11 protein-coding genes are annotated in these 13190 nt (G+C 46.1%); 7 read left to right on the top strand and 4 right to left on the bottom strand.

All coding sequences use genetic code 11. The features are described from left to right. Nucleotides 1-8: 8 nt before the first annotated feature. Both mrcB and hrpB read right to left on the bottom strand, forming a co-directional pair. Complete coding sequence (gene mrcB / locus AB4384_RS00140) at nt 9-2408, bottom strand: penicillin-binding protein 1B (RefSeq protein WP_017063253.1); 2400 nt, start codon at nt 2406-2408, stop codon at nt 9-11. Further along, the gene (hrpB, locus tag AB4384_RS00135) at nt 2408-4906 is read right to left on the bottom strand and encodes an ATP-dependent helicase HrpB (protein ID WP_372128658.1); all 2499 of its coding nucleotides are present in this window, start codon (nt 4904-4906) and stop codon (nt 2408-2410) included. The genes mrcB and hrpB overlap by 1 nt, the downstream gene beginning before the upstream one ends. 34 nt (nt 4907-4940) lie before the next feature. Here hrpB and sfsA point away from each other — a divergent pair, with 34 nt between their 5' ends. From sfsA to panC, 7 genes are all read left to right on the top strand, one after another. Further along, nucleotides 4941-5666, top strand: coding sequence for a DNA/RNA nuclease SfsA (sfsA, locus tag AB4384_RS00130; RefSeq protein WP_102394608.1), 726 nt, complete (start codon nt 4941-4943; stop codon nt 5664-5666). A gap of 135 nt (nt 5667-5801) precedes the next feature. Then, a complete protein-coding gene (gene dksA, locus AB4384_RS00125) occupies nt 5802-6248 on the top strand; it encodes an RNA polymerase-binding protein DksA (protein WP_004738189.1) in 447 nt (148 codons plus the stop codon). Nucleotides 6249-6466: 218 nt separating this feature from the next. Continuing rightward, nucleotides 6467-7342, top strand: coding sequence for a tRNA glutamyl-Q(34) synthetase GluQRS (gene gluQRS, locus AB4384_RS00120; RefSeq protein WP_017068882.1), 876 nt, complete (start codon nt 6467-6469; stop codon nt 7340-7342). A gap of 183 nt (nt 7343-7525) precedes the next feature. After that, nucleotides 7526-8881, top strand: coding sequence for a polynucleotide adenylyltransferase PcnB (gene pcnB, locus AB4384_RS00115; protein ID WP_017059432.1), 1356 nt, complete (start codon nt 7526-7528; stop codon nt 8879-8881). Continuing rightward, nucleotides 8878-9363, top strand: a complete 486-nt coding sequence (gene folK, locus AB4384_RS00110) for a 2-amino-4-hydroxy-6-hydroxymethyldihydropteridine diphosphokinase (protein WP_017088704.1) — start codon at nt 8878-8880, stop codon at nt 9361-9363. Before pcnB ends, folK begins: the two co-directional genes overlap by 4 nt. Nucleotides 9364-9385: 22 nt before the next feature. Next, the gene (gene panB / locus AB4384_RS00105; protein WP_017059433.1) at nt 9386-10180 is read left to right on the top strand and encodes a 3-methyl-2-oxobutanoate hydroxymethyltransferase; all 795 of its coding nucleotides are present in this window, start codon (nt 9386-9388) and stop codon (nt 10178-10180) included. An 8-nt stretch (nt 10181-10188) separates the two neighbouring features. Further along, nucleotides 10189-11079, top strand: coding sequence for a pantoate--beta-alanine ligase (panC, locus tag AB4384_RS00100; RefSeq protein ID WP_017059434.1), 891 nt, complete (start codon nt 10189-10191; stop codon nt 11077-11079). An 86-nt stretch (nt 11080-11165) separates the two neighbouring features. Here panC and AB4384_RS00095 read toward each other — a convergent pair whose 3' ends face one another. Together AB4384_RS00095 and AB4384_RS00090 are read right to left on the bottom strand one after the other, a co-directional pair. Further along, the gene (locus tag AB4384_RS00095) at nt 11166-11936 is read right to left on the bottom strand and encodes an ABC transporter permease (protein WP_010435987.1); all 771 of its coding nucleotides are present in this window, start codon (nt 11934-11936) and stop codon (nt 11166-11168) included. Between the two features lies 1 nt (nt 11937). Then, nucleotides 11938-12855, bottom strand: a complete 918-nt coding sequence (locus AB4384_RS00090) for an ABC transporter ATP-binding protein (protein WP_017059435.1) — start codon at nt 12853-12855, stop codon at nt 11938-11940. Between the last annotated feature and the right edge of the window lie 335 nt (nt 12856-13190).

Raw genomic sequence — 13190 nt, 5'->3', positions numbered from 1 at the left:
TTACGATTTTACCACTGAAAAAGCTTCTTTAGCCACTGTTTTGGTTGACTTTCACAGCCCTTTTTAATGTTTCCACCCTCATCCCAAAGTGGCAGTTTAACTGCACCATCACAATCAAACTCTAAAGCCCCTTCAGAAGTTCGAGTAAAGTTAGCGGTGACAATTCCTGTCGGCCAAGGCAGTAATAACTGCTCGGGTGTTCTCTGTTTGAGATAATCGGCATAAACACGTAACGCACCACTCGAACCAGTAAGCTTAGTCGGCTTATTATCATCACGTCCTAGCCAGATGGTCGTCACTTCACGGCCATCTACGCCCACGAACCAACTGTCTCGGCTGTCATTACTAGTGCCAGTTTTACCAGCTAACCCTGCCCATGCAAACTGACCTTGTAGGAAACGGCCCGTGCCTTCCGACACGCCACGTTTCATTGCATAGGTTGTAAGCCAAGCGGCTTGCTGGTCAACGCTTTGTGATACACGAGGGATCGACTGATACAGAACCTCGCCATCGTTATCAACAACTGAGCGAAGCGCAGACAAAGGTGCTATACGCCCAGAATTGGTAATGGTTTGATACATCTGCGCAACTTGGAACGGAGTCAGTGAGAACGAACCCAAAAACATCGACGGCACTGGGCGAATCTCATTTTTATCGACCCCCAGTTTTCCAATCGTATCCGAGACACTATCAATGCCTAATTGCATGCCTAAACGAACAGTAGGTACGTTGTAAGACTTAGAAAGCGCCACATACAAAGGCACATCGCCACGGAACTTACGATCGAAGTTTCTCGGGCTCCACACGCTACCTTTACTGCCTTTCAAGCTCAGTGGCGTGTCTTTCAATGTTGTCGCCAACGTGTACTTCTGAGGCTGCTCTAGTGCGGTTAAGTAAATTGCAGGCTTGACCAAAGAACCAATTGGGCGACTCGCGTTCAAGGCACGGTTAAAGCCATCGTAGCCAGTACGCTTACCACCGACCATCGCCCGGATTTCACCGGTATTTCTATCCACGGCAATAGCTGCTGCTTCCAGCTTATTACCTGCGGTTTTCGATAAATCAGGCACCTTACGAGCAATCGACTTCTCTAACTTGTCTTGAGATACCGGATCCAGAGAGGTAAAGACTCGAATCCCTTTTTTCGCCTCAAATCGATCGCCGACATACTTCTTAAGCTCAATGTTTACTTGTTGGAAATAAGCGGGCTGACGGCTAGCAATGCGTGGGTTGTCTTGAATATCCAAATCACGACTCGCCGCCTCTTCGTATTGTCGCGGAGTTAAGATGTCTTGTTGCATCAATAAGCGAAGAACCAGATCGCGTCGAGTCTTAGCACGCTCAGGATAGCGAACCGGATTGTAATACGACGGTCCTTTCACCATACCCACCAGCAGTGCTAGCTGATCGATGCGCAGCTCTTGAATAGGTTGACCAAAATACAAACGAGACGCTAAACCGAAGCCATGAATCGCTTGCCCACCATTCTGTCCAAGATAAACCTCATTTAAGTAAGCCTCTAGGATACGGTCTTTGCTGTAACGATGGTCTAAGATAAGTGCAATGTAGGCTTCACGAACCTTACGCCACAATGTACGTTCACTGGACAAGAACAGGTTTTTTGCCAACTGTTGTGTCAGCGTACTACCACCTTGTACCGTTCGCCCAGCTTTGACGTTAACGACCATTGCACGAGCGATGGCCAGTGGCGACACACCATCGTGTTGATAGAAGTTTCGGTCTTCGGTTGCCAGTAAGGCATCAACCATCACTTCTGGGAACTGATTGCGTTTTAAGAACAGGCGCTGCTCATCGTTACTTTTCTCAAGCATGCCAAGCATTTTCGGTTCAACACGCAGGTAGCCCATGTCGCCTTTCTTCTCCAGCGACTGAATGCGAGTTAATTCGTTACCATTGAAGTGCAGCATCACATGACGATCCGCTTCCGGTCCATCAACAAACTCGAACGGACGACGAATCATTTCAATCTTGGTCGAAGAAGAAGAGTATTCGCCTGGGTGACGAGGCGCGTTCACCTTACGGTAATTAAGTACATCGAGCTCATTCTTAACCTGAACCAAACTCACCGGAGTTCCCGGAGACAGGTCTAGCACTCGCGCATAAACCACGGTTGGCAAATCAAACAGCTGACCTTCAAAGCGCTGTTTGACCACAGAATCAAGATAAATACCGACGAACAACAGCAATGCCGCAAGCGCTAAGCCCGCTTTCCAAGAAATGCCCCATAGGATCTTCAACCAACCTCTTTTGCCAGATTTCTTAGCCTTAGGTTTGGTCTTTTTCGCAGCCGCTCTTGGTTTTCTTGGCTTGGCTTTGGTCGCTGGTGACTTCTTTGCTGGCGCTTTTTTAGGTGGTGCCTTTTTTGGCGTTAACATTTTGGTCATCATCATCGATTCAACTGTCGTTTGGTTTTAGTGGTTGCTACATGGTTAGCAGGGTCATCCGGCCAAGGATGTTTTGGGTAACGGCCCTTCATCTCTTTTTGTACTTCTTTGTACGCACCAGCCCAAAAGCCGGCTAAATCTTGAGTAATTTGCAGTGGTCGCTGTGCTGGAGAAAGTAGCTCAAGCACTACTTTTTTACGCCCTTGCGCGATCAATGGCGAGTCTTGTTCGCCAAAGACTTCCTGCATTCGCACTGAGATCACTGGTTCAGATTGATATTGATAACGAATGGCCTTCTTGCTGCCTGTTGGCATCAGATAGTGTGTTGGCAGCCATTGGTCGATTTCTTGATTCAAAGGCCAGCCAAGATAAGCCGACAATGCTTGCTCAATCGAAACACTAGCCAGCCCTTTTGCCGACTTAATGCCATTCAGATAGGGAGATAGCCACTCATCAAGGTGTTCAATCAAACTCGCATCGTCCATCGCTGGCCAATCATGCTCAGGCATCCAAAGTGCTGCGCAGCGCACACGCTCAACCAACTGCTTAGCCGAAGCTGTCCAATTTAAGCGATCCAGCCCGCATCGAGCGACATAATTGAGCAGCGCTTGGCTCGCCTGATTCGCATCGGGATCAGGTAAAGCTTTGGTGCTGATAATCAACTTGCCCAGAGATACACGCTGCTCAGCAACTAAACGGCCACGTTTCTCATCCCAATCGGCGTAATCGGAACGCACAAACAGTTTTGGAAATTCAGCTTCTAACTGTGCGATATCAACCGCGGTGGCTAAGAAAATCTGACTGGCTCGCCCTGTGCTGCGCATCAAATCAATCACTACGATATAGTTATTGTTCGCCAGTGGATCATCATCACGAACCTCAGCACCGTGGCCATTCGCCAAAAGGAAAGCACTGCTGGTCGCGCTTCTCACTTGTGCAATCCGGTCTGGGAAGGCAAAACAAAGCACTAATGGTAGCAATGATTCGTCAGCTTGTGACAAATCTAAGTGATGATTGAGTTTGCTCGCGAGACTTTTCGCTCGCTGCATCACAACGCTATTTTTGGAATGTTTTCTTTGCTTAAGTCGATGCAAAGAGTGTTGAATATCCGTCACATTGCGCTCCGGCTCTTCCAGCAAAGCAGCAGCAACAATCGCGACATTCAACAGAGCAGGACTACCTTGCTGCGCTTTAACCAACATGCTGGCAATACGAGGCTCTAGACCTAAACGTTGGACCTGTTTTCCTAATGCCGTAAATTGACCATTATCGTCTAACAATTCAAGAGTCTGTAAGAGTTGCTTGGCTTGCCCGATAGAAGCTTTGGGTGGAACGTCTAACCATTGCAGTTCATCAGCACTCGCAGCGCCCCATTGCGTCAATTCAGACACCAGCGAAGACAAATCAGAATGAAGAATTTCAGGTTCTGGTATAGCTGGTTGCTGCATCAGCTGCGTTTCGCTGTACAAACGAACGCACAAGCCCTCTTCAATTCGTCCCGCACGACCTGCTCGTTGTTCAGCAGAAGATTGCGAGATCTTAACTTGCTCAAGCTTAGTAATACCGGTTTTCAGATCGAACTTCGCCACACGTTCAAGCCCGGAATCAACCACCAATCGAATGCCTTCAATCGTCAAAGAAGTCTCAGCAATATTGGTCGCTAACACCACCTTTCGACGCCCTTTCTCTGATGGCGCGATCGCTTTCTGCTGTTGAGAAAAGCTGAGTTGCCCATACAGAGGACACACATCGATATCATTGGCGAATTGTTCTAGTTGAGATTCCACCTGTTTAATCGCAGAAACGCCCGGTAAAAAGGCCAGAAGTGAGCCTAACTCTTTCTCCATCAGCGAACGAATCACGTTAGCCATTTTAGGGGCTAGATATTCATTTGCACTAAGAGGCTGATAACGGAAATCGACCGGAAAGGTGCGACCTTGTGATTCAACGTATTTGGCATTCGGCAGCAAAGTTTGCAGAGCTTGTTGATCTAAAGTTGCCGACATCACTACCACTTTCAGATCGTCACGCAACGCCTCTTGGATCTCTAAGCTAAACGCCAATGCGGTATCGGCGTGAATACTGCGCTCGTGAAATTCATCAAAGATCACCATATCAACCCCTGTCAATTCAGGGTCGGTTTGGATCATTCTTGTCATGATCCCTTCAGTAACAATCTCTAAGCGAGTCGTACTGCTGCTTTTAGATTCACCACGAACTCTAAAGCCAATGCTCTCTCCCACCTTTTCTCCCAATTGGCTCGCTAAGTAAGTAGCAATATTCCTTGCAGCCAAACGCCTCGGTTCAAGCATGATGATTTTGCCTTGAACGGCGTTGGTCTTAACTAACTGTAAAGGGAAGAATGTTGACTTACCCGCACCGGGAGCGGCCTTTAGAATAAGTTGAGTGTGTGTTTCTACGCCAGCGAGCAGATCTGGCATCACAGCTTCTATGGGCAGTTGTGGCAATGGGAGAACCTTGTGGTGTAATGTTGGCAACATTGTACATAAAAACCTACCTGTCTAAATAAGTAATATGCACTTCAATCCGCCATTAGAGCCTGCGACTCTTATTAAACGCTATAAACGTTTCCTCACTGACATCCAACTTCCTGACGGTAGCGAGCGTACTATTCACTGCGCTAACACTGGAGCGATGACAGGATGTGCGACTCCTGGCAATACGGTGTGGTACTCAACCTCCGATAATGCAAAGAGAAAGTACCCAAACAGCTGGGAGATCTCAGAAACAGACAAAGGTCATCGTATTTGTGTAAATACTGCGCGGGCAAACCAGCTAGCAGTGGAAGCAATTGAAAATGGGACTATAGTTGAACTCTTAGGTTATAACGCGTTACGAACCGAAGTGAAATATGGCAGTGAGAATAGTCGCATTGATATTCTGCTTGAAGATAACGAAAAGCCGCCTTGCTATATCGAAGTGAAAAGCGTCACTTTGCTCGACGAGCTAGAAACGTCAACTAAAGGGCAAGGTTTTTTCCCTGATGCGGTCACAACCAGAGGCCAAAAACATCTGCGTGAACTCACAGAAATGGTCGAATCTGGAAATAGAGCCGTACTTTTATTCACTGTTTTACATTCAGGTATTGAAAAAGTGTCTGCGGCACACCATATAGACGCCAAATATTCGTTATTACTAAAACAAGCACAAGACGCTGGAGTTCAAGTGCTTTGCTATAAAGCAGAGCTCAGCAGTACTCAAATACAACTAAAACAAGCTGTTGAATTTATCAATAGCTAGGCAAAGATGCTGAACTAATCACATTGATTGCAAGTTTGAATAAGAGTATTTGCCACCATTCGTTCTTTCTGCTATAGATACCCGCCTTAAAATTAGCTGCTTTGCAGTTGACTAGGTGTAAATAGGAGATGCTGTATGCCAGAATCTAAGAAAAAAGCGCTAGGCATCCTAGCCATCGCAGGTGTTGAACCGTACCAAGAGAAGCCAGGTGAAGAGTACATGTCACCTGAGCAAACGGAACATTTTACAAAAATTTTAGCAGCTTGGCGCAACCAGCTCAGGGAAGAAGTTGATCGTACTGTGCACCACATGCAGGACGAAGCAGCGAATTTCCCAGACCCAGTTGACCGTGCTTCTCAAGAAGAAGAATTCAGCCTAGAGTTACGTAACCGTGACCGTGAGCGTCGTCTTATCAAAAAAATTGAGAAGACATTAGACAAGATCGAAGAAGACGATTTCGGCTTCTGTGATTCTTGCGGTATCGAGATTGGCATTCGTCGCCTTGAAGCTCGTCCAACTGCTGATCTTTGTATTGACTGTAAAACACTTGCAGAGATCAAAGAAAAACAGATGCAAGGTTAATTCTTGCAGATGTAAAGAAAGGGAGCCTTGGCTCCCTTTTTTGTTTGTTATCCAAGCGAAGTATTTCACACGCTTGATAGTAAATAGCAGCTTTAAGCCTTAGTTCTATACATCAAACCTTGTTCTATAGATTGAAGCTTAGTTCTAGGCATTAAAGCTCTTGTCAAACGTCTTAAGAATCGGCTACTGCGGTACCATTTAGATTAGGTTGTTCACTCATGAATTATATCGGGCGCTTTGCACCATCACCGTCAGGTCCTCTTCATTTTGGCTCACTTGTTGCTGCTCTTGGTAGCTACTTTCAAGCGAAATCTAACCAAGGAAAATGGTTAGTTCGTATGGAAGACCTCGACCCACCAAGAGAAATGGCCGGCGCTGCAGACCTCATTCTTAAGACGCTTGAGGCTTACCATCTATTTTGGGATGGTGAAGTCGTCTATCAAAGCCAACGTCATGACTTGTATCAAGCTCAAATCGATCAATGGGTTGCTGACAATCAAGCCTACTACTGCCAATGCACCCGCAAGCAGATAAAGGCTTTGGGCGGCTTTTACAATGGTCACTGTCGAGATGTAGGCCTAATCGATTCAGGTGAACAGGCGGTGCGCTTGTGCATGGACTTTCCAGTAGAGTCCTTTGATGATGTTCGCCACGGCACCATTCAAATCCCTAAAGCACTAGCTGTAGAAGATTTTATTATTAAACGCAGAGATGGATTGTTTGCCTATAACTTGGCCGTTGTCCTTGATGACATCGAACAAGGAGTAACAGAAGTCGTAAGAGGCGCAGATCTGATAGAACCCACCGGTCGACAAATCAGTTTGTATAAGACGCTCAAGCAAAAAACAGTGAGCTACTTGCACTTACCATTGGCAACCGATGGCTTGGGGAATAAACTGTCAAAACAGAACCATGCCACCGCGATAGATCTCGACAACCCAAAACCAACGTTACTCAACGCGATGCGATTCTTAGGTTTTGATATCCCGACGGCTCTTTGTGAGGCTTCAATGGATGAGATTTTATTGTGGGGCTGCCAGCAATGGAACGTCAGTCAGTTACCTGATAGTTTACAAAAAGAGCACTGTAATTAGCTCGAAACTCACGGCAAATAGCAAAAACGACACATAAAAATGCCATAACCAACCACTGTGGTTAAGCAGACGATGTTCTCAAATGGCTCGCGCTAAGCTATTATTAGCCGCAATTAAACTCTGCACTACCACTTTGGACTAAGAGAAAAACAAAGTTGGCGATACCTACTTTGTTCTAAACTAATGAATACAAACGACAATACCCCAAGCGAACAACGCGGATTCCACGAATTAGCTCTGAATATTTATACTCGTCAAGAGCACAATATTTCACGCAAGCAGATCAGCGACAACGCACTAAAAGTGCTATATCGCCTGAATGGTGCGGGTTTTGACGCATTTCTAGTCGGTGGTGGTGTGCGCGATATCTTATTAGGCTCTCAGCCAAAAGATTTTGATATTGCGACCAACGCAACGCCAGAGCAAATCAAACACCTCTTCAGAAACTGTCGTCTTATCGGTCGCCGTTTCCGCTTGGCACATATCATGTTTGGTCGCGACATCATTGAAGTGGCAACTTTCCGTGGTCACCACCAAGAACCATCGAAGAACGTTTCTGCACAATCGAAAGAAGGCATGCTACTTCGCGATAACGTGTACGGCAGTGTTGATGAAGATGCAGAGCGTCGTGATTTCACAATCAACGCGATGTACTACAACATTGCAGACTACAGCATCCACGATTACGCGGGTGGTGTAGAAGATTTAGAAGATAAACTGATCCGCCTGATTGGCGATCCAGAAACGCGTTACCGCGAAGACCCAGTACGTATGCTACGTGCAATGCGCTTCGCCGCTAAACTGGATTTCGACATCGAAGAAGACACGGCTGACCCGATTGAAGAGTTAGCTCACCTTCTAAGAGATATCCCAGCAGCGCGCCTTTACGAAGAGTCTCTGAAATTACTGCAATCAGGTCACGGTTTAGAAACCTACCACTTGATGCGCGAGTACAATCTATTCCAACAGATGTTCCCAGCGGTAGCGGAGCACTTCACCGAAGATTACGACTCACACACAGAGCAGATGCTTGATTTGGTTCTCGATTCAACCGACCTTCGCATCGAAGATGGTAAGCGAGTAAACCCAGCATTCATGTTCGCAGCGATGCTTTGGTACCCAATGAACAAGCTGGCAGACAAACTTGTCGCTGAACAGGGTATGGCACACTACGATGCGATCATGGAAGCGAGTAACATCATTCTAGATCAGCAAGTAAAGTCTATTGCGATTCCTCGTCGTCACACAGCAACCATTCGCGAAGTTTGGCAACTGCAACTTCGACTGCCTCGTCGCAACGGTAAACGCGCTGTTCGTCTAATGGAATTAAACAAATTCCGTGCAGGCTACGATTTCCTAGAAATGCGTGGTGAGATTGAAGGTGGCGAAACCAAAGAGTTAGCAAAATGGTGGGAGCGTTATCAGACTGCAGGTCGTAACATGCGTCAAGCAATGGCTAACGACGTTGCAGCACCATCAAAGTCAGGCCATCGTCGCCGTAAGACTTACCGAAACAAAAAGAGTAAGCAATCAGAATGATAACTGCTTACATTGCGGTCGGCAGCAACCTTGCCGACCCAGTTAGCCAAGCAAATTTGGCTATCGAAACGCTAAAAAACCTACCGCGATCAACGTTTATTGCGACCTCTCAGCTATATAGTAGCACTCCAATGGGACCGCAAAATCAACCAGACTACATCAACGCGGTAGTCGCTATCCAAACCGAATTAACGCCAATTGAACTGCTTGATTGCACTCAAAAGATCGAACTAGAGCAAGGGCGCGTCCGTAAAGACGAACGTTGGGGACCAAGAACCTTGGATCTCGACATTGTGCTATACGGCAATGAGGTGATCGATTCAGAGCGCTTAATCGTTCCTCATTATGGAATGAAAGAACGAGAGTTTGTACTCTACCCGCTTGCTGAAATCGCACCAAGTTTACAACTCCCTGATGGGACTGAGCTGACAGAACTACTGAAAATAGTAGATAAGAACGGGCTCAATGTTTGGCAACAATAGCCAAGCGCATTAAGGAAAACCAATGAAAAAAGTAACCATTAACGACCTGATCAAATGCAAACGTGAAGGCCGTAAATTTGCGACTTCGACAGCTTATGATGCGAGCTTTGCTCAATTATTCGAAAGCCAAGAAATGCCAGTTCTGCTTGTCGGTGATTCACTGGGTATGGTTTTACAAGGCCATAACGATACATTACCAGTAACCGTTGAAGACATTGCTTACCATACTCGCTCAGTGCGTGCTGGTAGCCCAAATTGTCTTCTTATGGCTGACATGCCTTTCATGAGCTACGCGACGCCAGAACAAGCTTGTGAGAGCGCAGCGACTTTGATGCGTGCTGGTGCGAACATGGTAAAAATCGAAGGCGGAAGCTGGTTGGTTGATACTGTGAAGATGCTAACAGAACGTGCAGTACCAGTATGTGCACACTTAGGCTTGACGCCCCAGTCTGTGAACATTTTTGGTGGTTACAAGATTCAAGGTCGTGACGACGAGCAAGCCGACAAAATGGTTGCTGACGCGTTAGCACTGCAAAACGCAGGCGCTCAAATCGTTCTACTTGAATGTGTGCCAGCTTCATTGGCAAAACGAATTACAGAAGCTTGTGACGTACCGGTTATCGGTATCGGCGCAGGTAATGTTACCGATGGTCAGATCTTGGTTATGCATGACATGTTCGGTATTTCTGCGAACTACATGCCGAAGTTCTCTAAGAACTTCCTAGCAGAAACAGGTGATATGCGTAAGGCAGTAGCTCTATACAAAGAAGAAGTAGAGAGCGCGCGCTTCCCTGATGAAGCTCATACAATCGCTTAGGAGTAAGTATGCAAACTTTTGCTGAAATAGCGGCTCTTCGTGAGCAGATTAAACAGTTTAAGCGTGATGGACGTACGGTTGCTTTTGTACCGACAATGGGAAACCTGCATGAAGGCCACCTGACTCTGGTAAAGAAAGCTCGTGAACTGGCCGACATCGTTGTGGTAAGCATCTTTGTAAACCCAATGCAGTTTGACCGTGCAGACGACCTAAACAACTACCCTCGAACGTTAGAAGCAGATTTAAGCAAACTAACAGGTGAAGGGGTTGAGCTAGTATTTACACCAACGCCAGAGGTGATGTACCCAGATGGATTAGACAAGCAGACGTTTGTTGAGGTTCCTGGCATATCTCACATGCTTGAAGGTGCCTCTCGTCCAGGTCACTTCCGTGGTGTATCAACCATTGTCACTAAACTGTTTAATATCGTTCAGCCAGACTTTGCATGCTTCGGCGAGAAAGACTTTCAGCAACTTGCTGTTATTCGCCAGATGACCACTGATTTAGCATTAGACATTGAAGTTGTCGGCGTTGCGACCGTTCGTGAAATGGATGGTTTGGCAATGAGCTCTCGCAATAGCAACCTAACGATTGACGAGCGCCAACGAGCGCCCGTTTTAGCGCGTACTATGCGCTGGATCAGCAGCGCTATTCGTGGTGGTCGCGATGATTACGCATCAGTGATTGAAGATGCTACTGACCAGCTACGCGCTGCAGATCTTCAACCTGACGAAATCTTCATTTGTGATGCTAAAACTCTGCAAGCGATCACTTCAGAATCAACTCAAGCAGTGATTCTAATGTCGGCTTTCCTAGGTAAGACGCGTCTTATCGATAACCAAGTTCTCGATTTGGTAACGGAAACCAAAGAAGAAGTGAAAGAAGAAACGACTGAATAGTCGGCTTCTGCTCTTAACGCAAAACAAAAAAAAGGTCGATGTTATATCGACCTTTTTCTTTACCTGTTACTTAGATGAACCAAAGGTTAGCTACGTAAGCCAATACCCTTTGTCACTAGGTAGTGTGCAATGCCATACAACAGCACGATAAACACACCTAGTACGCCAAACGACGTCACGATCCCCACATCAGACACACCCAAGAAGCCATATCTGAACGCGTTAACCATGTACACGATAGGGTTCAACTTCGATACACCTTGCCAGAATTCAGGCAATAGACTGATCGAGTAGAACACACCACCAAGGTACGTCAGCGGCGTTAAGATAAAGGTTGGGATAATAGAGATATCATCAAACGTGCGTGCGAATACCGCGTTAATCAAGCCACCCAAAGCGAATACTACCGACGTTAAAAATACCGTCGCAATGATCACGCCCCAATGGTCAACTTGTAAGTCGACAAAGAACAACGACACGAAGGTTACTATGGTACCCACTAACAATCCACGAACCACACCACCCATTACGAAGCCGGCGATAATCACGTAGTTAGGAACAGGCGCTACAAGCAGCTCTTCAATGTTCTTCTGGAACTTGGCACTAAAGAACGATGAAGCAACGTTGGAATATGAGTTGGTGATCACCGACATCATGATCAGACCGGGAACAATGTATTCCATGTAACTAAAGCCGTTCATTTCACCAATACGCGCACCAATCAGGTTACCGAAGATGATGAAGTAAAGCGTCATGGTAATCGCTGGCGGCACCAGAGTCTGCACCCAGATACGAGTAAAGCGATTGATCTCTTTGGTCAACAAACTGCAGAAAGCGGTCCAATATAGGCTGTACATATTATTTACTCCCCTCACGGACGATACTCACAAATAGCTCTTCTAGACGGTTTGCTTTGTTACGCATAGAGAGGACTTTAACCTGTTGCTCGCTCAATTGAGCAAAGATGGTATTCAAACCTAGGTTCTTGTCGATTTCGATTTCTAGCGAGCCATTGACCATCACTTGGCTATTCACGCCTTCAAGCTTAGGTTCAGTCGTGCCCTCTTCCAGATCCAGAATAAAGGTCTCAGCACTCAATTTGCCCAACAGCGCTTTCATTGTTGTGTTCTCAATCAGCTCACCGCGATTGATGATACCAATGTTGCGACACAGCATTTCTGCTTCTTCTAGGTAGTGCGTGGTCAAGATAATGGTAATGCCCTGCTTCTCATTGATCTCTTTTAGGAATTCCCACATTGAACGACGTAGTTCAATATCAACGCCTGCTGTCGGTTCATCAAGGATCAACAAATGAGGTTCATGCATCAATGCACGCGCGATCATCAAACGACGCTTCATACCACCAGACAAGTTACGCGCGCGTTCGCCACGCTTTTCCCACAGATCGAGTTGAGATAGGTACTTTTTCGCTCGCTCTTTCGCTAATGCTTTTGGCACGCCGTAATAACCCGCTTGTTGCAGCACGATCTGTTCAACGGTTTCAAACGGGTTAAAGTTAAACTCTTGAGGCACAAGGCCTAAGTTCTGCTTCGCCAATTCCAGATCGGTATCAATGTCGTAGCCGAACACTTTAACCTTGCCTGACGTTTTATTTACCAGTGAAGAGATAACACCAATGGTGGTTGATTTACCCGCACCATTGGGACCAAGTAGTGCGTAAAAGTCGCCTTTTTCTACTTGTAAACTAACGCCCTTAAGAGCCTCGAAGCCCCCAGCATAAGTTTTTCTTAATTGCTCAATTTCTAATGCATACATAGAGATAGACTGCCATTTGCTATAGATAAGATGTAGACGACCGAGCTTGAGGAAGAGAGTAATGCTTAAAACGAGCTAGCAGAAAACTAACCCAAACTTGTTAACTCGGCCATTTTGCAAACAAGTTTATCGTTGATTGACGATTAATACAAATATCGTGTGAGAGTTTCTTTCGAAAACAAATAAGCGTCTTGGCTAGGTGAAGACTAAATCAACGTTCAATAAATATAAAAATGCCGCTAAGTGATTCACTTAACGGCATTAATGATCAGTCTTGAAGTGAGCGTCTATAGCTTATTCATATTAGATTATTCATATCAGGTCATTCATATCAG

The organism is Vibrio sp. 10N.261.51.A4 (genome assembly GCF_041471945.1).
In the GTDB taxonomy this organism is placed as follows: domain Bacteria; phylum Pseudomonadota; class Gammaproteobacteria; order Enterobacterales; family Vibrionaceae; genus Vibrio; species Vibrio crassostreae_C.
The sequence above is the reverse complement of the archived record's forward strand: the minus strand, read 5'-3'. Positions and strand labels throughout refer to the sequence as shown.

What these genes read in the sequence shown, in the direction of transcription:
- mrcB (WP_017063253.1), bottom strand. Translation starts at nt 2,408, where the DNA reads ATGATGACCAAAATGTTAACGCCAAAAAAGGCACCACCTAAAAAAGCG.
- hrpB (WP_372128658.1), bottom strand. Translation starts at nt 4,906, where the DNA reads ATGTTGCCAACATTACACCACAAGGTTCTCCCATTGCCACAACTGCCC.
- sfsA (WP_102394608.1), top strand. Translation starts at nt 4,941, where the DNA reads ATGCACTTCAATCCGCCATTAGAGCCTGCGACTCTTATTAAACGCTAT.
- dksA (WP_004738189.1), top strand. Translation starts at nt 5,802, where the DNA reads ATGCCAGAATCTAAGAAAAAAGCGCTAGGCATCCTAGCCATCGCAGGT.
- gluQRS (WP_017068882.1), top strand. Translation starts at nt 6,467, where the DNA reads ATGAATTATATCGGGCGCTTTGCACCATCACCGTCAGGTCCTCTTCAT.
- pcnB (WP_017059432.1), top strand. Translation starts at nt 7,526, where the DNA reads ATGAATACAAACGACAATACCCCAAGCGAACAACGCGGATTCCACGAA.
- folK (WP_017088704.1), top strand. Translation starts at nt 8,878, where the DNA reads ATGATAACTGCTTACATTGCGGTCGGCAGCAACCTTGCCGACCCAGTT.
- panB (WP_017059433.1), top strand. Translation starts at nt 9,386, where the DNA reads ATGAAAAAAGTAACCATTAACGACCTGATCAAATGCAAACGTGAAGGC.
- panC (WP_017059434.1), top strand. Translation starts at nt 10,189, where the DNA reads ATGCAAACTTTTGCTGAAATAGCGGCTCTTCGTGAGCAGATTAAACAG.
- AB4384_RS00095 (WP_010435987.1), bottom strand. Translation starts at nt 11,936, where the DNA reads ATGTACAGCCTATATTGGACCGCTTTCTGCAGTTTGTTGACCAAAGAG.
- AB4384_RS00090 (WP_017059435.1), bottom strand. Translation starts at nt 12,855, where the DNA reads ATGTATGCATTAGAAATTGAGCAATTAAGAAAAACTTATGCTGGGGGC.